19 protein-coding genes are annotated in these 22,114 nt (G+C 71.8%); 12 read left to right on the top strand and 7 right to left on the bottom strand.

Annotated elements, in window-relative coordinates; translation table 11 throughout:
• Nucleotides 1–5: 5 nt before the first annotated feature.
• From efeB to ACFYX3_RS16710, 4 genes are all read left to right on the top strand, one after another.
• Nucleotides 6–1,271 carry an iron uptake transporter deferrochelatase/peroxidase subunit gene (gene efeB / locus ACFYX3_RS16725; protein WP_389013635.1) on the top strand — a complete coding sequence of 422 codons (1,266 nt, stop codon included), beginning with the start codon at nt 6–8 and terminating at the stop codon, nt 1,269–1,271.
• 132 nt (nt 1,272–1,403) lie between these two features.
• Entirely contained in the window at nt 1,404–2,339 is a 936-nt protein-coding gene (pheA, locus tag ACFYX3_RS16720; protein ID WP_389013632.1) for a prephenate dehydratase, read from the top strand.
• A gap of 486 nt (nt 2,340–2,825) precedes the next feature.
• The gene (gene serS / locus ACFYX3_RS16715) at nt 2,826–4,115 is read left to right on the top strand and encodes a serine--tRNA ligase (RefSeq protein ID WP_376594551.1); all 1,290 of its coding nucleotides are present in this window, start codon (nt 2,826–2,828) and stop codon (nt 4,113–4,115) included.
• On the top strand, nt 4,112–4,918 hold the full coding sequence (locus ACFYX3_RS16710) for an HAD family hydrolase (RefSeq protein WP_389013629.1): 807 nt from the start codon (nt 4,112–4,114) through the stop codon (nt 4,916–4,918). Before serS ends, ACFYX3_RS16710 begins: the two co-directional genes overlap by 4 nt.
• 133 nt (nt 4,919–5,051) lie before the next feature.
• Here the strand turns inward: ACFYX3_RS16710 and ACFYX3_RS16705 are convergent, their stop codons facing one another.
• Nucleotides 5,052–5,726 (bottom strand): rhomboid-like protein, encoded by a 675-nt coding sequence (locus ACFYX3_RS16705; RefSeq protein WP_389013626.1) that lies wholly within the window; start codon nt 5,724–5,726, stop codon nt 5,052–5,054.
• 35 nt (nt 5,727–5,761) lie between these two features.
• Nucleotides 5,762–7,165: a dihydrolipoyl dehydrogenase gene (lpdA, locus tag ACFYX3_RS16700; protein ID WP_389013623.1), complete on the bottom strand. Its 1,404-nt coding sequence runs from the start codon at nt 7,163–7,165 to the stop codon at nt 5,762–5,764.
• Between the two features lie 135 nt (nt 7,166–7,300).
• On the opposite strand from lpdA, the gene ACFYX3_RS16695 reads away from it, so the two are divergent.
• Both ACFYX3_RS16695 and ACFYX3_RS16690 read left to right on the top strand, forming a co-directional pair.
• Complete coding sequence (locus ACFYX3_RS16695) at nt 7,301–7,981, top strand: FadR/GntR family transcriptional regulator (protein ID WP_382655943.1); 681 nt, start codon at nt 7,301–7,303, stop codon at nt 7,979–7,981.
• Between the two features lie 200 nt (nt 7,982–8,181).
• On the top strand, nt 8,182–9,360 hold the full coding sequence (locus ACFYX3_RS16690) for a CynX/NimT family MFS transporter (protein WP_389013938.1): 1,179 nt from the start codon (nt 8,182–8,184) through the stop codon (nt 9,358–9,360).
• A gap of 15 nt (nt 9,361–9,375) precedes the next feature.
• Here ACFYX3_RS16690 and ACFYX3_RS16685 read toward each other — a convergent pair whose 3' ends face one another.
• From ACFYX3_RS16685 to ACFYX3_RS16670, 4 genes are read right to left on the bottom strand one after another with little or no spacing between them, the layout of a single operon-like run.
• Nucleotides 9,376–10,095 carry an ABC transporter permease gene (locus tag ACFYX3_RS16685; protein ID WP_376594546.1) on the bottom strand — a complete coding sequence of 240 codons (720 nt, stop codon included), beginning with the start codon at nt 10,093–10,095 and terminating at the stop codon, nt 9,376–9,378.
• Nucleotides 10,096–10,111: 16 nt separating this feature from the next.
• The gene (locus ACFYX3_RS16680; RefSeq protein ID WP_389013618.1) at nt 10,112–11,023 is read right to left on the bottom strand and encodes an ABC transporter ATP-binding protein; all 912 of its coding nucleotides are present in this window, start codon (nt 11,021–11,023) and stop codon (nt 10,112–10,114) included.
• A 49-nt stretch (nt 11,024–11,072) separates the two neighbouring features.
• On the bottom strand, nt 11,073–11,963 hold the full coding sequence (locus ACFYX3_RS16675; RefSeq protein ID WP_376594544.1) for an ABC transporter permease: 891 nt from the start codon (nt 11,961–11,963) through the stop codon (nt 11,073–11,075).
• Nucleotides 11,960–12,916: an ABC transporter ATP-binding protein gene (locus tag ACFYX3_RS16670; protein ID WP_389013935.1), complete on the bottom strand. Its 957-nt coding sequence runs from the start codon at nt 12,914–12,916 to the stop codon at nt 11,960–11,962. Before ACFYX3_RS16670 ends, ACFYX3_RS16675 begins: the two co-directional genes overlap by 4 nt.
• A 263-nt stretch (nt 12,917–13,179) precedes the next feature.
• Between ACFYX3_RS16670 and ACFYX3_RS16665 the strand changes: the two genes are divergently transcribed.
• The 6 genes from ACFYX3_RS16665 (at nt 13,180) to ACFYX3_RS16640 (ending at nt 19,634) form a co-directional block, all read left to right on the top strand.
• Entirely contained in the window at nt 13,180–14,025 is an 846-nt protein-coding gene (locus ACFYX3_RS16665) for a M24 family metallopeptidase (protein ID WP_389013614.1), read from the top strand.
• Nucleotides 14,025–15,818, top strand: coding sequence for an SDR family oxidoreductase (locus ACFYX3_RS16660; RefSeq protein ID WP_389013611.1), 1,794 nt, complete (start codon nt 14,025–14,027; stop codon nt 15,816–15,818). Before ACFYX3_RS16665 ends, ACFYX3_RS16660 begins: the two co-directional genes overlap by 1 nt.
• Nucleotides 15,819–15,875: 57 nt before the next feature.
• The gene (locus tag ACFYX3_RS16655) at nt 15,876–16,841 is read left to right on the top strand and encodes a MerR family transcriptional regulator (protein WP_389013608.1); all 966 of its coding nucleotides are present in this window, start codon (nt 15,876–15,878) and stop codon (nt 16,839–16,841) included.
• Between the two features lie 100 nt (nt 16,842–16,941).
• A complete protein-coding gene (locus tag ACFYX3_RS16650) occupies nt 16,942–17,484 on the top strand; it encodes an RNA 2'-phosphotransferase (protein ID WP_389013606.1) in 543 nt (180 codons plus the stop codon).
• A 40-nt stretch (nt 17,485–17,524) separates the two neighbouring features.
• Complete coding sequence (locus tag ACFYX3_RS16645; RefSeq protein WP_389013603.1) at nt 17,525–17,977, top strand: hypothetical protein; 453 nt, start codon at nt 17,525–17,527, stop codon at nt 17,975–17,977.
• A 79-nt stretch (nt 17,978–18,056) separates the two neighbouring features.
• Complete coding sequence (locus ACFYX3_RS16640; protein ID WP_389013601.1) at nt 18,057–19,634, top strand: aldehyde dehydrogenase family protein; 1,578 nt, start codon at nt 18,057–18,059, stop codon at nt 19,632–19,634.
• 66 nt (nt 19,635–19,700) lie between these two features.
• Here the strand turns inward: ACFYX3_RS16640 and ACFYX3_RS16635 are convergent, their stop codons facing one another.
• On the bottom strand, nt 19,701–22,112 hold the full coding sequence (locus tag ACFYX3_RS16635) for a M28 family peptidase (protein ID WP_389013598.1): 2,412 nt from the start codon (nt 22,110–22,112) through the stop codon (nt 19,701–19,703).
• Nucleotides 22,113–22,114 lie beyond the last annotated feature (2 nt).

Genomic DNA, 22,114 nt, shown 5'->3' with positions numbered 1-22,114 from the left:
GCCCAGTGACCGACAGCGACAACCTCGATCTCTCCCGCCGGCGCCTGCTCGGCGTCGCCGGCGCGGCGGGCGCGGCCGGCCTCGTCGCCGGCGCGGCCGGCGGCGTCGGGATCTCCGCGGCCCTGTCCGGCGACGACACCGCCGCCGGAACCGGCTCCGGCGGCTCCCCCGCCCTGACCACCGTCGGCTCGACCGCGGTGATGTTTCACGGGAAACATCAGGCCGGCATCACCACCCCCCTCCAGTCCCGCGGGCACCTGATCTCCTTCGACCTCGCCCCGGGCGCCGGCCGCAAGGAGGCCGCCGCCCTGCTGCGCCGCTGGTCGGCCACGGCGAAGGTGCTGATGTCGGGCAAGGCCCCGGCCGGGGACACCGGCGTCGCGCTCGACGCGGGACCGTCCTCCCTCACCGTCACCTTCGGTTTCGGCCGGACCTTCTTCGACCGCACCGGGCTCGCCTCGCGCCGCCCCGCCGAGCTGGACCCGCTGCCCGCCTTCTCCGCCGACGCCCTGGACCCCCGGCGCTCGGAGGGCGACCTGTGGGTGCAGATCGGCGCGGACGACGCGCTCGTCGCCTTCCACGCGCTGCGCGCCGTCCAGAAGGACGCCGGGGACGCGGCCCGGGTGCGCTGGCAGATGAACGGCTTCAACCGCTCGGCCGGCGCCACCGCCAAGCCGATGACCGCCCGGAACCTGATGGGCCAGGTCGACGGCACGGGCAATCCCAAGCCCACGGACCCCGACTTCGACCGGCGGATCTTCGTCCCGGCCGGCGGCGGGCAGGAGTGGATGGCCGGCGGCTCGTACGCGGTGGTGCGCCGGATCCGGATGCTGCTCGACGACTGGGAGAAGCTGCCGCTGGACCGGCAGGAGAAGGTGATCGGGCGCCGGAAGTCCGACGGGGCCCCGCTCACCGGCGGCTCGGAGACCACCGCGCTCGACCTGAACAAGCTCGGTCCCGACGGGAAGCCGGTGATCCCCGACAACGCCCACTCCCGGATCTCCGCCCCCGAACAGAACGGCGGGGCGGCGATGCTGCGCAGGCCGTTCTCCTTCCACGACGGGATCGGACCGGACGGCACGCCGGACGCGGGCCTCCTCTTCGTCTGCTGGCAGGCGGACCCGCTCAGGGGCTTCGTCCCGGTGCAGCGCAAGCTCGACCGGGGCGACGCGCTGTCCGCGTTCATCCGCCACGAGGCGAGCGGCCTCTTCGCCGTCCCGGGCGGCCCCGCCGAGGGCGAGTACGTGGGCCAGCGCCTCCTGGAGGCCTGACCGCGTCGGCCCGAGCGAGCGCCGGACCGGCCCGGGCGGGTACCGGACCGGCCCGGGCGGGCCGCCGTCCGAGGGGTGAGAGGCCTCGCTCGGGCGGCCGCCCGCGGCGGCGGCGACCATTAGGGTGACGGTATGTCCGCCACCCGGTACACCTATCTCGGCCCCGAAGGCACCTTCACTGAGGCGGCGCTGCGCACGCTGCCCGAGGCCGCGACGCGGGAACTCGTCCCGATGGTCTCGGTCCCGGCCGCCCTCGACGCCGTACGGAACGGGGAGGCGGCCGCCGCGCTCGTACCGATCGAGAACTCGGTCGAGGGCGGGGTGACCGCGACCCTGGACGAGCTGGCCTCCGGCGAGCCGCTGATGATCTACCGCGAGGTGCTCCTCCCGATCGCCTTCGCGCTGCTCGTCCGGCCCGGGACGAAGCTCTCGGAGATCAAGACGGTCACGGGCCACCCGGTGGCCCAGCCGCAGGTCCGGAACTGGCTGCGGGCGCACCTGCCCGACGCGGTGTGGGAGTCGGCGGCCTCGAACGCGGACGGGGCCCGGCTGGTGCAGGAGGGCCGGTTCGACGCCGCCTTCGCGGGGGAGTTCGCGGCGGCGACGTACGGCCTGGAGGCGCTGGTCACGGAGATCCACGACGCGGAGAACGCCGAGACCCGGTTCGTGCTGGTGGGCCGGCCCGCCCGGCCGGCGGCCCCGACGGGCGCGGACAAGACCTCGGTGGTGCTGTGGCTGGGTGACGATCATCCGGGTGCCCTCCTCGAACTGCTCCAGGAGTTCGCGGTGCGCGGGGTGAACCTGATGCTGATCCAGTCCCGGCCCACGGGGGCGGGGATCGGGAACTACTGCTTCGCCGTGGACGCCGAGGGCCATATCTCGGACCGGCGGGTGGGCGAGGCGCTGATGGGCCTCAAGCGGATCTGCCCCAAGGTGCGGTTCCTCGGCTCGTACCCCCGGGCGGGTGTCGCGGCCGAGGACGTGTCGGCGCTGCGGCGCGGGACTTCGGACGTGGAGTTCATGGAGGCCTCCGACTGGCTGGCGAGGGCCCAGGACGGTCGGGCCTGAGTCGATGGTGACCGAACGCTCCCGGCGGTGTGAGCGTTCGTCCACAGGTACGAACCACTAGTCCCACCTGCATACTTTTCAGTTACCCACAGAGGTTATCCACAGGGGTCCGGTGAGACCTGGGGACAAGTCGACACCCCGCCGAGACAAGGTCGACAAATCACCCCACTCACCCCCCGATATCGCGTGCGCCATCCACAGCACCCCACCGGCACCCTCGTCAGCAGCCCTCTGGGGACCCACCCGTTGGAGCGACCAATTCCCACCCAAATGAGTGCGTGGTGGGTGTTTGATCACGGAATTCCCAGGCATGATGAGGGAAATCCACGCGCCCCCCTCCGTAGTCCACAGATCTTCCGCACAGCCTGTGGATAAGTAAATGAGCCGAGCCCCGACCGGCATTTCCACAACTCTCAATTCGGGCGAATCAACACGCGCCCCCTTATCCGGTGGGGGCACGCGAACGCGCACCGGTAGCCTGGTGGGGTGATTGACCTTCGCCTGCTCCGTGAGGACCCCGACCGTGTTCGCGCCTCCCAGCGCGCCCGTGGAGAGGACGTCGCGCTCGTCGACGCCCTGCTCTCCGCCGATGAGCGGCGCAGGTCGTCCGGCGTCCGCTTCGACGAGCTCCGATCCGAGCAGAAGGCGCTCGGCAAGCTGATCCCCAAGGCCACCCCCGAGGAGCGCGCCGAGCTCCTGCAGAAGGCCGAGCAGCTCAAGACCGACGTCAAGGCCGCCGAGGCCGAGCAGAACGAGGCCGACGAGACGGCCAAGCAGCTGCTGCTCCAGCTCGGGAACATCGTCCACACGGACGTCCCGGTCGGCGGCGAGGAGGACTTCGTCGTCCTCGAGACGCACGGCACCATCCGCGACTTCGCGGCCGAGGGCTTCGAGCCCAAGGACCACCTGGAGCTGGGCGAGGCGCTCGGCGCCATCGACGTCGAGCGGGGCGCCAAGGTCTCCGGCTCGCGCTTCTACTACCTGACCGGCGTCGGCGCCCTCCTGGAGCTCGCCCTGGTCAACGCCGCGATCGCCCAGGCCACCGAGGCCGGCTTCATCCCCATGCTGACCCCCGCGCTGGTCCGCCCGCGCGCCATGGAGGGCACCGGCTTCCTCGGCCAGGCCTCGGAGAACGTGTACCACCTGGAGAAGGACGACTACTACCTCGTCGGCACGTCCGAGGTCCCGCTCGCCGCGTACCACATGGACGAGATCATCGAGGCCGACAAGCTGCCGCTGCGGTACGCGGGCTTCTCGCCCTGCTTCCGCCGCGAGGCCGGCACGTACGGCAAGGACACCCGGGGCATCTTCCGCGTCCACCAGTTCGACAAGGTCGAGATGTTCTCGTACGTCGCGCCGGAGGACGCGGAGAACGAGCACAAGCGGCTCCTGGAGTGGGAGAAGCAGTGGCTGACCGCCCTGGAGCTTCCGTTCCAGGTCATCGACGTCGCCACCGGTGACCTCGGCGCCTCCGCCTCCCGCAAGTTCGACTGCGAGGCGTGGATCCCGACCCAGGGCAAGTACCGCGAGCTGACCTCCGCCTCGAACTGCGACAGCTTCCAGGCCCGCCGCCTCTCCGTCCGCATGCGCGACGACAAGGACGGCAAGAAGGTCGTCCAGCCGCTCGCCACCCTGAACGGCACGCTGTGCGCCGTACCGCGCACGATCGTGGCGATCCTGGAGAACCACCAGCTGCCCGACGGTTCGGTGCGGGTGCCCGAGGTGCTCCGCCCGTACCTCGGCGGCCGCGAGGTCCTGGAGCCGATCGCCAAGTGAGCCCCTTCCCCTACCGCCTGGTCGCGACGGACCTCGACGGAACGCTGCTGCGGGACGACGAGTCCGTCTCGGACCGCACACGGGACGCGCTCGCCGCCGTGACGGCGGCGGGTGCCGCGCACATCGTGGTCACCGGCCGGGCGGTGCCCTGGACCCGGCACGTCCTCGACGACCTCGGCTACCGGGGAATCGCGGTGTGCGGGCAGGGCGCGCAGGTCTACCACGCCGGTGAGCACCGGCTGCTGACCTCGCTGACCCTGGACCGGCAGCTCGCGGCGCTCGCCCTCTCCAAGATCGAGGCGGAGGTGGGCCCGCTCGCGGTGGCCGCCAGCCGTGACGGTCTGGACGGCGACGTCCTGATGGGCCCCGGCTACCGGCCGCTGGGAAGGCCGATTCCGTACGTGGCGTACGAGGATCCGGCGGAGCTGTGGTCGGCGCCGCTGACCAAGCTGTACGTCCAGCATCCGACGCTGACCGACGACGAGCTGACCCGGATCGCGCGGGGCACGGTCGGCGGGCTCGTGGACGTCGTCATGGCGGGCCCGGGCATCGTGGAGCTCCTCCCGCTCGGCCTGAGCAAGGCGACCGGTCTGTCGCTCGCGGCTCGCCGGCTCGGCGTGAAGGCCGCGGAGACGATCGCCTTCGGCGACATGCCGAACGACATCCCGATGTTCGGCTGGGCGGCGCACGGTGTGGCCATGGGCAACGCGCACGAGGAGCTGCGGGCGGTGGCGGACGAGGTGACCGCCTCGAACGAGGAGGACGGCATCGCGCTCGTCCTGGAGCGCCTGCTCTCGGCCTGACCGGCCGGTTTCCGTACGAAGGCCCGCTCCCCCGAGGGGAGCGGGCCTTCGCGGGTTCACGGCCCGCGCGGACCGGGGTCCACGCGCTCGAAGCGGCCGCACCCGGGGGGATCCCCCGTGTCCCCCCGTGCAACTAGTGTGCGCCGGGCGGGCGTTCGACGGCGACTGGTTTTCCCGGGGGCGGCGCCCCGCGGGTCAGCGGGTAGCAGCCGAGGCCGATCGCCAGCGAGATCGCGTGGCCGAGGTCGGTGTAGGTGCGGTCGGCGGCGAGCGGTACGAGGAAGAACGCCGTCACCACGGCGAGGTAGAGCCAGCGCCAGGGGTTGGGCAGCCGGTAGGTCAGGATGCCGGCCGATGCGGCGAGGCCGTAGCTGACGCCGATGTCGACGACGTGCGCCATGCTGCGCGGCACGTCGTGGAGCTGGATGGCCGCCAGGACCACCTGCTGGCTGATGAGCGTGGCCGCGACGTGGGCGCCGGCGACGGTGAGGAGCCATTTCGGGGTGCCCAGCCAGCGTTCCACGGGGGCGTGGAAGACCTCGAAGAGCACCGCGTACAGCAGGAGGTCGGCCGGGTTCTCGATCCAGAACGCACTGCCGAGCAGCGCCCGCATCGGGTGGTGTGCGAGCTGGTACAGATTGCTGCTGTTGCGGTGCAGGAGATAGGTCTCCAGGCCGTGCGGGGAGAGCGCGATGACGAGGCTGGTGATCGCGATGACCGCCAGCCACACATGCGTACCGGGTGACGAACACACCCACGACCTGATCGGCCGGGACGGTTCGCCACCCGGTGAGGTTTCGCTCGGCACCTTTCAGTGCCTATCACCCGGAGCTGGGAGAAACCTCAGAAATTGATCATGTGTCCGGCAATACCGTGGATCGCTTCCTTCACGGCCTCGCCGAGCGTCGGGTGCGCGTGCACGTTCCGGGCGACCTCGTGGACCGTGAGGTCCCACTGCTGGGCCAGCGTCAGCTCGGGCAGCAGCTCGGTGACGTCGGGGCCGATCAGGTGGGCGCCGACGATCTCGCCGTACTTCGCGTCGGCGACGATCTTCACGAAGCCGGTCGAGTCGCCGAGGCCGTGCGCCTTGCCGTTCGCCATGAACGGGAACTTGGCGACCTTGACGTCGTAGCCCTTCTCGCGCGCCTGGGCCTCCGTGTAGCCGAAGCTGGCGATCTGCGGCTGGCAGTAGGTCGCGCGCGGGATCATCGGGTAGTCGAGCTCCATCGTCTCGGCGTCCGCGATGGTCTCGGCGGCGATGACGCCCATGGCCTCGGCGGTGTGCGCGAGCATCAGCTTCGCGGTGACGTCACCGATGGCGTAGATGTGCGGCACGGAGGTGCGGCAGCGGCCGTCGACGTCGATGGCGCCGCGCTCGGTGAGCGCGACACCGGTGCTCTCCAGACCGTAGTTCGAGACGTTCGGCGCGAAGCCGATGGCCTGCAGGACCTTGTCGGCCTCCAGGACCTTCTGGACGCCGTCCTTGCCGGTGACGGTGACGCGGACCTGCGGGCCGGACTCGTCGATGGCCTCGACGCGGGTCGAGGTGAGGACGTCGATGCCGAGCTTGCGGTACTGCTTCGCGAGCTCCTTGGACACCTCCTCGTCCTCCAGCGGGGCCATCCGGTCGAGGAACTCGACGATGGTGACCTTGGTGCCGTAGTTGTTCAGGACGTACGCGAACTCGATGCCGATCGCGCCGGCGCCGGCGATGATGATCGACTGCGGGGCGTCCTCGGCGAGGATCTGCTGCTCGTACGAGACGACACGGTCGCTGAGGGCGGTGCCGGGCAGCAGGCGCGGGGAGGCGCCGGTGGCGATGATGCAGTTGTCGAACGTGATCGTCTGCGTGGTGCCGTCGGACTTCGCCACCTGGAGGGTGTTCGCGTCGAGGAAGGTGCCCCGGCCGTCGAACTCGGTGATCCCGTTCTTCTTCATCAGGAAGTGGACGCCCTTGACGCGGCCGTCCGCGACCGTGCGGCTGCGGCTGAACGCCTCGCGGTAGTCGAAGGTGACCGTGCCGTCGACCTTGATGCCGAAGGTCTTGGCCTCGTGGTTGAAGATGTGGGCGAGCTCGGCGTTGCGCAGCAGCGCCTTGGTGGGGATGCAGCCGACGTTCAGGCAGACACCGCCCCAGTACTTCTCCTCGACGACCGCGACCCGCTTGCCCAGCTGGGCGGCGCGGATGGCGGCGACGTAGCCGCCGGGGCCAGCTCCGAGTACGACGACGTCGAAGCGGTCTGACATGACTGACTCCCGAGGGTGGTGAGGGTGTTCGGCACACGTACGAGCCCACAGTAGTCCGGTCGCTGCGGCCCGGCCGGGGACGCGAGGGAGGTCACTTGTAGGATGACTGGGCAACCGGGCGAATAGAGGATTTCGATGGCACTCAAGGCGGCGGGGCGGACCTCGCTGGTGGACTCCGTGGTGGAACAGCTGCGCACGCAGCTCACCGACGGGGAGTGGGCGGTCGGCGACCGCATCCCGACCGAGCACGAGCTCGCGCAGCAGCTCGGCGTCGGCCGCAACACCGTCCGCGAGGCCGTCCGGGTCCTGGTCCACGCGGGCCTCCTGGAGTCCCGCCAGGGCAACGGCACCTTCGTCAGGTCGACCGCCGACCCGGCCGCGGTGCTCCGCGGGGTCCGGCACGCGGGCGCGGCCGACGTCCTCGAACTGCGGATCGCCCTGGAGGCCGAGGCCGCCCGGCTCGCGGCCGCCCGGCGCGACGCCGACGACCTGCGGCGGCTGCGGGACGCCCTGACCACCCTGCGGGAGGAGGGCGACCGGGACGCGGACGCGGACCTCGCCTTCCACCTCGCGCTCGTCGGCGCGACGCACAACGCGGCCTTCGTCGAGGTGTACCGCTTCTTCTCCGCGCAGGTGCACGAGGTCCTCGTGGAGGCCCTCGGCGACCGCGAGATGCCCCCGGTCGACATCGACGCCCACGCGGCCCTGGTGGCAGCCGTCGAGTCCGGCGACCAGGACGCCGCGGAACGTGAGGCCCGCGAACTGCTGCGGGTCCCGATGGAGGCGGTCACCGCGCTGACGGAGCAGGCCAAGTGAGCCGGGGGACGCGCACGGGCGCCGGCTCCGGAACGGGTACGGGTACGGGCGCGGGCCTTGGTACGGATACGGGCGCGGCGACCCGGGGCTCTCAGGCGCGTACGGACGCGGGTTCCGGGGCGCGTACGGACGCGGGTTCCGGGGCGCGTGCGGGCTCGGGGGCTGCGGCGGGGGGCGCGGGGTCGGCTGCGCGGCGCGCTCTGGTCGCGCGCCCCGCCGTGCTCCTCGTCGGGATCGTGCTGGCATCGCTCAACATGCGGGTCGCGTTGGCGAGTGTGGCGCCGCTGGTCGGGGAGATATCCGACGCCTTCGGGCTCTCGTCGACCGCGACTTCGCTCGTGACCTCGGTGCCGGTGCTCTTCCTCGGCCTCGGCGCCCTGGTGGCTCCCTGGCTCGGACGCCGGTTCGGCGCCGAGCGCGTGCTGTTCGCGGCGCTGCTGCTGCTCGGCGTCGGCATCCTCGTGCGCGTCCTGCCGTCCGTGTACGCGCTGTACGGCGGCGGGATCCTGGTCGGCACCGCGATCGCCCTGCTCAACGTGCTGATGCCGGGTCTGATCAAGCGCGACTTCCCGGACCGGGCCGCGTCGATGACCTCGGTCTACACGGGCGCGATGATCGCCGGCGCCACGGTCGCCGCGGCCGCCGCGGTGCCGCTGGAGAAGGCCCTGGGCGGCGGCTGGGAGGCCTCCCTGAGCTTCTGGTCGCTGCTCGCCGCGGTCGCGGCCCTCGCCTGGCTCCCGCAGGTGCTGATCGCCCGCGGGCGCCCGGGACACGGAGTACGGGCCGTGCCGGCCGGCGGCGCCCGCCCGGTGAGCGTCTGGCGCTCGGCGCTCGCCTGGCAGGTCACCCTCTTCATGGGCCTGCAGTCGCTCTGGTCGTACGTGCTGATCGCCTGGATGCCGACGATCTTCACCGACCACGGGATGAGCCGCTCCACCGCCGGTGTGGTCTTCGCCTTCAACAACCTGATCCAGGTCGCCGGCGCCTTCGCGGTGCCGCTGCTCGCCGGCCGGATGCGCAGCCAGCGCCCGCTGATCGTGCTGGTCACGACGCTGGTCGCGGCCGGTTACGCCGGGCTGATGGTGGCGCCCGTGGAGGGTGCCTGGCTCTGGTCGGCGGTCCTCGGTGTCGGTCAGGGCGGCGCCGTCGGCCTCGCCCTGACCCTGATCGTGCTGCGCTCCGGGGACGCGCTGACCGCGGCCCGGCTGTCCGGGATGGCCCAGACGGTCGGCTATCTGATGGCCGCCGCCGGGCCGCTGGCGGCCGGCGCCCTCCACCAGGCCACCGGCTCCTGGACCCTGCCGATCGCGCTGGTCCTCGCCGTCTGCGCGGCGGCCGCGGGCGTCGGACTGCTCGCCGCCCGGGACCGCACGGTCTGACGCCCCCGGGGGCTTCTACTCCTCGCCGGCCAGCTTCAGCGTGCGCAGCTTGCGGCCGGCGAACCAGGTGGCGCCGAGGGTGACGGCGACGAGCAGCACCGTCGCCGTCGGCAGGGCCACGTCGGACTTCACCAGGCCGTCGCCGGTGACCTTCTCGGCCAGCGCGAGCGCCCACTGCTGGACGCTGAGGGTGCGGGCGCCGGAGATCAGGGAGCCGAAGAGCGCCTCCCACACCAGGGCGTAGACCAGGCCGATCACCACGGCGTGCCGGCTGACCGTGCCGAGCAGCAGGAAGAGCGCGCTGTAGGCGATGGAGGCGACGAGCGCGGCGACCGTGTAGGCGACGGCGACCTGCTGCCCGTTCCCGTTCAGGATGAAGCCGGCGATCAGCGTCGGCACGGCCGAGAAGACCATGGTGACGGCGATGGCCACGATCAGCTTGGTGGTGATGATCGTCGACCGCTTCACCGGCTTGGAGAGCAGGTAGACGATGGAGCCGTCGTCGATCTCCGGGCCGATCGCGCCCGTGCCGGCGATGACGCCGATCAGCGGGACCATCGTGGCGAGCGCGAAGCCGCCGAGGAGGTCGGACGCGACCTGGTCGTCCGCGCCGTTGAGCATGCGGACGGCCGCGGCGATGACCAGGAGCAGGGCGGGCAGGAGGAAGAGGATCGCCGCCCGGCGGCGGCCGAGGAGGGCCCGGTAGGTGAGCCGGGCGACAGTGGGGTCGTACATCGGGGTCGTACTCCTTTCAGGCCGCGACGAGATACGAGAAGACGGATTCGAGGGACTCGTCGGAGGGCGAGACCGTGAGCAGCCGGATGCCGTGCTCCCGCGCGACCTTCGGCAGCAGCTCGGTGAACCGTCCGAAGTCGACGGCCTGGATCCGCAGTCCGCCGTCCACCGCGTCGACCTCGATGCCGGCCGTGGACGGGTCGGCGATCAGCGCGGCGGCGAGCGCCCGGTCGTCGCTGGAGCGGACGAGGTAGCGGTGCGGCCGGTCCGTCATCAGCCGGCGGATCTTGCGGAAGTCGCCGGAGGCCGCGTGCCGTCCGGCCACGATCACCTCGATGTGGGAGGCGAGCTGCTCGACCTCCTCCAGGATGTGCGAGGAGAACAGGACCGTGCGGCCGTCCGCGCCCATCCGCCGCAGCAGGTCCATCAGCTGCATGCGCTGGCGCGGGTCCATGCCGTTGAACGGCTCGTCGAGCAGCAGCACGGACGGCTCGTGGACGAGGGCCGAGGCCATCTTCACGCGCTGCCGCATGCCCTTGCTGTACGTGGCGATCTTCCGGTCCTGCGCGTACTCCATCTCGACGGTCGCCAGGGCCCGCTGGGCCTCCGCCGCGCCGAGGCCCTGGAGTTCGGCGTTGGCCACGACGAACTCGCGGCCGGTGAGGAAGTCGTACATCGCCTCCCGCTCGGGGACGACGCCGATGGAGCGGTAGACCGACTCGTTGCGCCAGACCGGCTGACCGTCGAGGGTCACGCTGCCGGTGGACGGGTCGAGGAAGCCGCCCATCATGTTGATGAGGGTGGACTTCCCGGCGCCGTTGGGGCCGAGGAGGCCGGTGACGCCGGGGCCGATCGACATCGTGATGTCGTTGACCGCCACCACGTTTCCGAACCAGCGCGAGACGTGGTCGATGTTGAGGGTGCTCATGGGCGCAGCCCATTCCTTAGAGGGGTGGTGGCGGGTGACGGGAGGGCGCTCACAGTCCGACCTTTCGGTAGCGGCGCATCAGGACGCCGTAGCAGGCGGCTACGAGGCCGAGGACGACCAGCAGGTAGACCGCGCCGGTGCCCGCACCGACCTGCATCTCGCCGGGGAAGGAGGCCGGAGCGCCGAGGAACGCGTTCTGCAGGCCGATGACGAGGGTGAGGGGGGAGAACAGGCCGAGCCAGACGATGGAGCCGGTGTTCTCGGTGGTGTACGAGATGCCCTGGAGGGTGGTGACCGCGCCGTACGAGATGGTGAGGACGGCGATGACGGCGGCGACGCCGAAGCCGCGGCGCGGGGTGAGCGCGGCCATGACCAGGCCGACGCCGGCGAAGAGCACCGACAGGACGGCGACGGAGACGAGGCCCTGCCCGAACAGCTTGGCCTGCTCGGCGAAGTCCATCTTGGCCAGCATCGAGCCGATCCACATGATGACCAGCGGGGTGGCGGTGAGGACGAAGAGCGCCGAGGCCATCGCCCCGTACTTGGCGAGGACGTAGTCCACCCGCTCGATGGGGCGGGAGAAGTACAGCGGGACCGTGCGGAACCTCAGGTCGCGGGAGACCGACTGGGGAGCCTGGGAGGCCAGGAAGACGGCGATGACGAGCTGGAGGTAGACCGCGTACTGGGTGTACTCCATGAAGAGCTTGTCCGCCTTGGTGTACACCGAGATCGCGACGATGATCAGCGCGGGCGCGCACATCACCGCGAAGAGCAGCATCGGCAGCACCTTCGACTTGGCGCTGCGGCCGAGGCCGTACGCCCCGCGCAGGGACTGCGAGAAGAGCGCGCGGCGCGCGTACGCCCGGCCGAGGCGCGGGCCGTCGTAGGACCGGTAGCCGATGTTGTGGATCTGGGTCGTTTCGGGGGCCTGGGAGCTCATCGAGCCGGCACCTCCTCCTGGTCCGTCGCCTTGAAGACCTCGGCGATGTGGTGGCGGCGCTGCTCCATGCGGACGAGACCGAGGCCGAGGCCGGCGACGGTGTCCCGCACGAGGTCGTACGTCTCCTCCCCCGGGGCCTCCAGGAGCAGGATGTGGCCGGCGCCCGGCAGGCCGTCCTCGACGCCCGTGTGGATCGTCACACCGGCGGCGGCGAGGGCCGCGCGGAGCGAGGCCGTGCCGTCGGGGTGGGCGTCGGAGTCGGTGACCTCGACCGCGAGCGTCGTGGTGGTCCGGGTGAAGTCGCTGGTGGAGCTGGAGCGCAGCAGCCGGCCGCCGTCGATGACGACGACGTGGTCGCAGGTGCGCTCCAGCTCGCCCAGGAGGTGCGAGGTGACGAGGACGGAGATGCCGAAGTCGGTCCAGACCCGGCGGATCAGTCCGAGCATCTCGTCCCGGCCGACCGGGTCGAGGCCGTTGGTCGGCTCGTCGAGGAGGACCAGCTTCGGGTCGTGGACCAGCGCCTGGGCCAGCTTCACCCGCTGCTTCATGCCCGTCGAGTAGCCGCCTATCGGGCGGTAGCGCTCCTCGTACAGGCCGACGTGGCGCAGGGTGTCGGCGGTCCGCTCCCGGGCGGCGGTCGCGGGCAGCCCGGACATCCGCGCCATGTGGACGACGAACTCGGTGGCCGAGACGTCCGGCGGGAGGCAGTCGTGCTCGGGCATGTATCCCACGCGCTCGCGGATCTCCGGGCCGTGGGTCCGGACGTCGAGGCCCAGGACCTGCGCGCTGCCCTCCGTGGCGGGGGAGAGTCCGAGCAGGATCTTGATCATCGTGGACTTGCCGGCTCCGTTGGCACCCACCAGTCCGGTCACACCGGGCCCGATGTCCAGGGAGAGCCGGTCGAGAGCGGTCACCCGGGGGAACCGCTTGCTGAGGCTTTCGGTGGCGATCACAGTCACGCTTCGACGGTAGTGGCGTGCGCCACAGAAGTCGTCAGACCAACGGCTCGATCCTTCTCCCACTTCAGGAGTACGAGCCCGTAGGGGCGTCACGACGAAAGTCTTTTTCCCCAGGCCGTCGGTCGGTCTTTCCGCCGGACTTTTCCACAGGCCGCCGTCCGACCCCTTGACTCAGCCTCCGGGCATTGTCACATTCATCGGTGTCAAGTTACGGACGCGTAGCGCAGCCGGGCGCTCACACACGGACGGCGGGTGGCATGGCCTCAGCAGTGACAGGCGAACTCTCCGCGGAGCTGCGGGGGTTCAGGGAAGTACAGCGGCTCTCCTACGAGTGCGCGGAGGCCGTCGCGGCCCAGCTCAAGCCGGGCGTGACCGAGCGCGAGGCCGCCCGGATGCAGCGGGAGTGGCTCTACGAGCGGGGCGTGAAGGACTGGTTCCACCGGCCCTTCGCCTGGTTCGGGGACCGCACGGCGTTCGTGGACTTCAGGATCCCGCTGCAGTTCTTCCCCACCAACCGGCGCCTGGAGGCGGGGATGCCGTTCATCCTCGACATGGCGCCGGTCTACAAGGGCTACACGGCCGACATCGGCTACAGCGGCTGCCTGGGCCTCAACCCCCTGCACGACAAGCTGCTCGCCGACCTGGAGGCCCACCGCGAGCTGATCCTGCGCGAGGTGCGCGAGCGCCGCACGCTGCGCGAGATATACGAGGACGTGGACCGGCTCATGGTCCGCCAGGGGTACGCGAACAGGCACCGGGCCTATCCCTTCGGCGTCATCGCCCACAAGATCGACCGGGTGAAGGAGCGCCGCTGGGCGCCGACGCTCTTCGGCTTCGGCACCCAGTCGCTCAAGGGCCTCGCGAGCGACGCCGTGCACGGCCACCGGGACGGCTGGTCGCCGCTCTGGTCGCCGTACAAGTTCTCCGACCACCCGCCCGTGCCCGGGCTCTGGGCGGTCGAACCGCACCTCGGATTCCGGGGGACGGGCGCGAAGTTCGAGGAGATCCTGGTCGTCACCGACTCCCGGGACCCCGAGCAGAGCGCTTTCTGGCTGGACGACGATCTGCCGCACGTGCGGCGCTGGAACGAGGGAGCGGTCTGATGGCGGGGCTGAACGGAGCGCGGGAGCGCTGGGTCCGGACGGGCGGGATCGAGCTGTGCGTCGCCGAGCTCGGCGACGCGGACCGGCCGACCGTCCTGCTCGTGCACGGGTACCCGGACTCCAAGGAGGTGTGGTCGGAGGTCGCGGGCCGGCTGGCCGAGGAGTTCCACGTGGTGCTCTACGACGTCCGGGGCCACGGCCGGTCGACGGCGCCGGCCCCGCTGCGCGGCGGCTTCACCCTGGAGAAGCTCACGGACGACTTCCTCGCGGTCGCCGACGCCGTCAGCCCGGACCGCCCGGTCCACCTCGTCGGCCACGACTGGGGCTCGGTGCAGTCCTGGGAGTTCGCCACCGTGCGGCGCACCGAGGGCAGGATCGCCTCCTTCACCTCGATGTCGGGGCCCTCGCTCGACCACTTCGGGCACTGGATCAAGCAGCGGATGACCCGGCCCACCCCGCGCCGGGTCGGTCAGCTCCTCGGCCAGGGCGCCAAGTCCTGGTACGTGTACATGCTGCACACCCCCGTGCTGCCCGAGCTCGCCTGGCGCGGGCCGCTCGGCAAGCGCTGGCCGAAGGTCCTGGAGCGGATGGAGAAGGTCCCCGCCGGGGAGTACCCGACGCCCTCCCTGCCGAACGACGCGGCGCACGGCGCCTGGCTCTACCGGGACAACGTCCGGGCCCGGCTCGGCAGGCCGCGACCCGACGCGTACGCGCACGCGCCCGTGCAGCTGATCACGCCGACCGGGGACGCCTTCCTCTCCGAGCGGCTCTACGACGACCTGGGCAGCTGGGTGCCGGACCTGACCCGGCGCACCCTGCCCGCCAAGCACTGGGTGCCGCGCACCCGTCCCGACCAGCTGTCCTCCTGGATCGCCGAGTTCGTGCGGGCCAACGAGGACGCGGCGACCAAGGCGCCGAAGCCCGTCGCGGAGGCCGCGGCGAAGGGCGGTGTGAAGCCGGAGTACGCGGAGCGGTTCGGCGGGCAGCTCGTCCTGGTCACCGGGGCGGCCAGCGGCATCGGGCGGGCCACCGCCTTCGCGTTCGCGGAGGCCGGCGCCCGGGTGGTGGCCGTGGACCGGGACACCGAGGGGGCGGCCCGCACGGCCGAGATGGCGCGTCTGATCGGCGCCCCCGAGGCCTGGGGCGAGACGGTCGACGTCGCCGACGAGCAGGCGATGGAGCAGCTGGCGGCGAAGGTGGCAGCCGAGTACGGCGTCGTCGACGTCCTGGTCAACAACGCGGGCATCGGGCTCACCGGCTCCTTCTTCGAGACCTCCGCGGAGGAGTGGAAGCGGGTCCTGGACGTCAACCTGTGGGGCGTCATCCACGGCTGCCGTGTCTTCGGCGCGCAGATGACCGCGCGCGGCCAGGGCGGCCACATCGTCAACACGGCCTCGGCGGCGGCCTTCCAGCCCTCCCGTGCGCTGCCCGCGTACAGCACGTCGAAGGCGGCGGTGCTGATGCTCAGCGAGTGCCTGCGCGCCGAGCTGGCCGACCAGGGCATCGGGGTCTCCGCGATATGCCCCGGCATCGTCAACACCAACATCACGGCGACCGCGCGGTTCGCCGGGGTCACGGACGCGGCGGAGGAGAAGCGGCGGCAGCAGAAGGCCTCCCGGCTGTACGGCCTGCGGAACTACCCGCCGGAGAAGGTCGCGGACGCGATCCTCGGGGCGGTCCTGCACGACCGGGCCGTCGTCCCGGTGACGCCCGAGGCCCGGGGCGTCCACTTCCTGTCCCGGCTCAGCCCGGGGGCCCTGCGGGCCCTGGCCCGCTGGCAGCCGCCGGCGTAACGGACCGGCGGTCGTACGATCCCTCCCAGGAGGGGCCTCGCGGAGGCGGGGTGGAGCATGCGGTCGGTGGGAGCGGGTTTGTCCGAGCAGTCAGCACAGCCGGAGTACCGGATCGAGGATCTCGCCCATCACAGCGGGGCCACGGTCCGGACGATCCGCGCCTACCAGGACCGAGGTCTGCTGCCCCGTCCGGAGCGGCGGGGCAGGTCGAACGTGTACGGGGACGCGCATCTCGCGCGGCTCCGGCAGATCGCCGACCTCCTCGACCGGGGCTACACCCTGGCCTCGATCAAGGAGCTCCTGGAGGCCTGGGACACCGGCCGGGGGCTCGGCGGGGTGCTCGGCCTGGTCGCGGAGGTCCACGGGCCGTGGACGGACGAGGAGGCGGACCGGATCTCCCGCGCGGAGCTGGACGCCCGCTTCGGGGGCACGCCGGACGAGGAGGCCATCCGGGAGGCCGTCGAGCTCGGCGTGCTGGAGCGGCTGCCGGGCCGGGAGGGCCGGGGCGAGGAGTACCTCGTGCCGAGTCCGCAAGAGCTTGCGGTGGCGGCCGAGTTGTACGCGGCGGGCGTGCCGCTCGCGGCGATCACCGGGCACCTGAGGGAACTTCGCGATCAGGTCGAGCACATCGCCTCCCGTTTCCTGGAGTTCACGACCGAGCACGTCTTCGCGCGCTATCTGGAGCACCGGCCGCCGACGGACGCGGACGCGGCCGAGGCGGCGACGATGGTGCGGCGGCTGAGGCCGCTCGCCCAGCAGACGGTGGACGCCGAACTGGCCCGGGCCATGCGCCTGTTGGCCACCCGCCACCTTCAGTTCCATCTGTCGCCGGAGCCGCCCCGGGTGAGGGACGACCAGCCGCGCCCGGTGTCGCTGCCGGCCGGGACGATACGGGCCGTTCAGAGCCTGGTCGGTGCGGAGGGGATCGAGGCCTTCATCGCGGCGGCCACGGAACGAGAGGTCAACAAAAGAACATTGGACTCACTTGCCGCAAAGCAGGACAAAGGCGAGGAAGTTGATTAAATGCCTTGACCTGACAGCCCCGTTGTCCACAGAATCTCCAATTCGCTTGTGGATAACTCCACTTGCTTGTGGATCAAACCTGAACGGGGAAGAAATCGAGATGGATGAACGACGCACCGTGAAGGTGTCGAAGTACCTCTCCAAGCATCTGCGCCATCAGCCCGAGCGCATCGGGCTCGTCCTCGACGCGCACGGCTGGACCGAGATCGACGACCTGCTCCGGGCCTCCGCCGAGCACGGCTTCCGGATCACCCGCGCCGAGCTCGACCACGTCGTCGCGACCAACGACAAGAAGCGCTTCGCGATCGAGGGCACCCGCATCCGCGCGAGCCAGGGCCACACCGTCACGGTCGACCTCGACCTGCCGGCCGCCGAACCGCCCGCGTACCTCTACCACGGCACGGTCGCGGACCGGCTCCCCGCGATCCGGGCGGAAGGACTGCGGCCCATGGCCCGCCACCACGTCCACCTCTCCCCCGACCGGGAGACGGCGACCCAGGTCGGCGCGCGCCGAGGACGGCCCGTCGTGCTGAGCGTCGACGCCGGAGCGATGCGGCAGGCCGGGCACGTCTTCCACGTCAGCGCCAACGGGGTCTGGCTGACCGACGCCGTCCCGCCGGAGTTCCTCCGCTTCCCCTCCTGAGCCGGACGGGCCCCACGGGCCGTGCGGCATGATCGCTCCCATGGCTCACCCGCACCTGCCCACCACCGAAGCGGCCGTCACGGCGATCCGCGAGATCGCCCGGGAGTTCCACCTGGAGATGACGGTCGACGACTCCATCGGCGCGGACCAGACGTCCCGGCGCACCTCCTCCGGCGCGTTCGCCGTCCTCGACCCGGACGGATCCCTGCCGCACGAGGCCTACGTCGAGCTGGGCGGCTCCCCCTCGGTCACCGTCCAGGTCTTCCCCGAGGACGACGCCCGGATCACCGTGGACGGGATCGAGTTCGCGGACGTCCCCCGCGACGCCGTCCCCGCCTTCCTGCGCTCCGTCCACGGCGGACTCGCCCATGTGAAGGGCCGGTTCTTCCCGCCCGGCTGGTGGCTCGTCGTCCCGGTCCCCGGCGACGTGACATACAAGGAACTGGTGCCCGGCGCCTCGCTCACCCCCTGGATGAACGAGAGGGTCCGCTGATCCCCCTCGATCCGGCCCGCTTGCGCAGGTCAGCGGCTACTCTGACCCACCGCATCCGACATGGTGAGAGGAATTTCAAGTGGTGGCTCCGACTGCGCTGAACTCGGTGATCGACGGCAAGGAGGTCCCCGGCGGCGGTGACACCTATGCCTCCCTCAACCCCGCGCGCCTGAGCGACGTCGTCGCCGAGGTCCGGCTGGCCGACTCGGCGACGTTCCAGGACGCCTGTGCGGCGGCCCGGCAGGCCCAGCGCGAGTGGGCGCGGGTCCCGGCCCCCGTGCGCGGCCAGGTCGTGGGCGCCTTCGGGCGTCTCGTCCAGGCCAACAAGGAGAGCCTGGCGCGCCTCGTCACCCGCGAGGTGGGCAAGACGTACGCCGAGGCGCTGGGCGAGGTCCAGGAGATCATCGACACCTGCGACTTCTTCCTCGGCGAGGGCCGCCGCCTGTACGGGCAGACCGTCCCCTCCGAGATGTCCGACAAGCAGCTGTTCACCTTCCGGATGCCGGTCGGCGTGTCCGTCATCGTGACGGCGGGCAACTTCCCGGTGGCGGTGCCGTCCTGGTACATCGCCCCGGCGCTGCTGTGCGGCAACGCGGTGGTGTGGAAGCCCGCCGAGTACGCGGCCGCGACCGCGCGCGCCCTCGCCGAGCTCGCCTGGCGGGCGGGCGTCCCGGCCGGCGTCCTGAACCTGGTCTACGCGGACGGCGAGACGACCTTCGAGGGCCTGGACGCCGCACTGGGCCGCGGCCTGGTCGACAAGGTCGGCTTCACGGGCTCGACGCTGGTCGGCCGCCGGATCGGCGAGCTGTGCGGCCGCCACCTCCAGACCCCGTGCCTGGAGCTGGGCGGCAAGAACCCGATGGTCCTCGCGCCCGACGCGGACCTGGACCTGGCCGTGCAGGCCGCGCTGTTCTCCGGCTACGGCACGGCGGGCCAGCGCTGCACCTCGCTGGGCACGGTCATCGCGCACGAGGACGTGCACGACGAGTTCGTCCGCAAGTTCGACGAGGCGGTACGGGCCGCGGCGGTGGGCGATCCGGCCGAGGGCGTCGTCTACGGCCCGCTGCTCGACGAGAAGTTCGCGCGCTCCTACGAGGAGGCTCTGAGCTGGATCGAGGAGCACCACACGGTGCTCGGTTCGAGCGCGATCGGCCGGATCACCGCCGAGTCGCCCCGTGAGGGCTTCGTCGGCGACCCCTCGGACGGCCTGTACTACCACCCGGTGCTCGTGGACGGGGTCCGCCCGACGGACCGGATCTTCCTGGAGGAGACCTTCGGGCCGGTCGTCGGCGTGACCACGTACCGGACGCTCGACGAGGCGATCGAGCTCGCCAACACCCCCGGCTACGGCCTCTCCGCCGCCGTCTGGACGAGCGACCCGGCCACCGTGTTCCGCTTCCGGCAGGGCATCGGCGCGGGCATGGTCAGCGTCAACAACTCCACCTCGGGCGCCGAGGCCCACCTCCCGTTCGGCGGCAACGGCAAGTCCGGCAACGGCAGCCGTCAGTCCGGCGTCTGGGTCCTCGACCAGTTCACCCGCTGGCAGTCGATGAACTGGGACTTCTCCGGTTCGCTGCAGAAGGCCCAGATGGACGTGGCGACCGTCGAGGCCGACCTCGACTACCGCCTGCCGACCGACTGGACCGAGGGCGTCTGATACACGGAAGGGGCCGGGCGGTGTTTCACGTGAAACACCGCCCGGCCCCGCACTTCTGGTGGTCCCTCAGGACTTGTACGTGTGCGTGACGACCGTCCTCGCGTGGCCCACCGTCCAGTCCGGCAGCGCCGCCAGGGCACGCTCGGCGTCCTCGCCGGTCTTCAGGAAGACCTGGTCGACCTGGATCTCGACGGGACCCTTGCGGTCGACGGTCAGCGTGTGGCCGTCGAAGCGGCCGACGACGTCGATCACCGCCTCCTCGCTCTCGAAGGGCCGACCGCCGATGGAGAGACCGGGGCCCGTCACCGTGACCCTGATCAGCTCCGCGCGGTTCGCGCCGATCGCGATCCGGACGGGCGCGGTCGCACCGGCGGTGCCGACGGAGACCTTCCCCTCGGATACGGACACCTTCCGTGCGGTGAGCCCGCCGTCGCGGACCCGCAGACCCGTGTCGCGGGCGACCCGGTCGACGACCCCGAGGCTCTCGGGCGTGAGGTAGTCGCGGCCTTCGAGCACGATCCGCGGGTCCTTGCCATCGGTCTGCTCCTGGAACGCGCTGACCAGCTTCGGGTGCGCACTGTCGTACGGCTGGACGAGCCCGACGACCAGGAGCGCGCAGGCGGTGTACGCGAGCACGGCGAGGCCGGACCGGCGCGGCGGGCGGCCGGCGTGGGCGGCGAACGGCGCGAGGACCAGCGCCAGCGGGACGGCGACCAGGACGCACGCCACGGCGAGCGCCGCGTCCATGGGGATGGCGGTCGGCATCCGGCCCATCATCGGGACTGCCAGCTCGAACAGGTTCCGGGTGAACTGGGCGATCAGCACGAACGACACGAACGCGCCCACGAGCAGCGGCACCGCGCGCCAGCGGCCCGGCAGCACCAGGAAGCCGCCGATGGACAGGACGGACAGGGCGGAGCCGATCCACAGCAGATAGCCGGGTCCGACGCCGAGCCAGGCGGTGAGCACGCCGAGCACTCCGACCGCCCAGGCGTTGCCGAGCAGGGCGGTGCGGGCGTCCGGCCGCCCGGCACCGTCCGGGGCGCGGCGGCGGCGCCGGCGCTCCAGGAGCAGCTGCGGGGCGAGCGCCCCGAGGACGGTGAGGGGCAGCGGCACCAGGTACATCAGCCAGGGGTGCGCGTACCAGGCGTGCGGGCCGACCAGGGACTGGGCACCGCCCACCAGGACACCCGTGAGCACGGCCGCCGGCAGGCCGAGGAGGGCGGCCCCGGCGGTGGCCGCCACCCGGCCGGGACGGAGGTCCCAGACCTTGCGGGCCCGCCAGGTCAGCGCGGCCAGCGCGAGGAGCAGGGCGAGGGTGCCGGTCTTCACGAGCAGCGGGTCCAGGGTGACCCACCAGCGCGACAGGACGTCGAAGTAGTACGGGGCGGGCTTCCGGCCGGCCGGGGCGGCGGACCCCGTGACGTCGGAGGCGAACCGGACGGTCAGGTCGGTGACCGCCTGCGCGGAACCGTCCCCGATCGCGGCGACCCGGTCGTTCGGCGTGTGGTATTGGTAGCCGTCCTCGAAGAGTGCGTAGTCGAGGCCCGACCAGCCCTGGGCGCGCCACACCCGGCCGTCGGTGTCCGAGTTGATGAGGCCCGCCTGGAACAGCCACTGGCCGAGGACCGAGCCGTACGGCCGCGCGGTGTCGCCCGCGAGCTCGATCAGACGGCCGTCGTCCTGGCCCGCCTGGAACAGGATGGGCAGGCCGCCCGAGCCGACGGCCTCCAGGTTCAGGAACCAGCGGACGTCCTTCGCCCACGGGTGCCGGGTGAAGGCGTCGGCTCCGGTGAGGCCGACCTCCTCGCCGCCGTTGAAGAGGTAGACGACCGTGCGGTGGTGGTCCTTGCCGGCCAGCCGGCGGGCGGCCTGGAGCACCGCTCCGACGTTGACGCCGTCGTCGGCGGAGCCGGGTCCCTCCATCGCCGAGTCGACGTGGACGTTCACCAGGAGGGCGTCCTTGCTGTCGCCGGGCTGGCGGGCGATCACGTTCTCGACGGCGTAGTCGACGGCGCGGTCGTGGAAGCGGTACGAGCCGGTGGCGCGCTGCCGCTCCACCTCCAGGCCCGGAATCGCCTTCAGCTCGCGGGAGACGAGGTCGAGCCCCTGCGCGAGCTGCGGGCTCGCGGCGACGTGCGTGCCGAGGTCCTCAAGACGCTGGGCCGTGGCCAACGCGCCCCGGCCCGCCTCCCCGTCGGGTGCGGGACGGGTGGCCCCGTACGCCAGCGAGAAGGAGACGGCCAGGAGCGCCACGAGGACGGCCCAGGTCCCGGCGAACCGCCGGGCACCGGCCGGGCGGCCGGAGGCGGCACCGGACCGAGCGCCGAACCGCCCGCCGGCCGCACCGCCCGACAGGCCACCGGCCGGACCGTCGGTTGAACCGTCGGCCGGAGCCGGGGCGTCGGCCCCGGAGGTCCCCAGGTCCTCCGACGGGGGCTCGTCGGCCGTGTCCGGCCGGGACTTCAGCATGCTCATCG

The organism is Streptomyces sp. NPDC002463, from assembly GCF_042889835.1.
Taxonomy (GTDB): Bacteria; Actinomycetota; Actinomycetes; order Streptomycetales; family Streptomycetaceae; genus Streptomyces; species Streptomyces nymphaeiformis.
The sequence above is the reverse complement of the archived record's forward strand: the minus strand, read 5'-3'. Positions and strand labels throughout refer to the sequence as shown.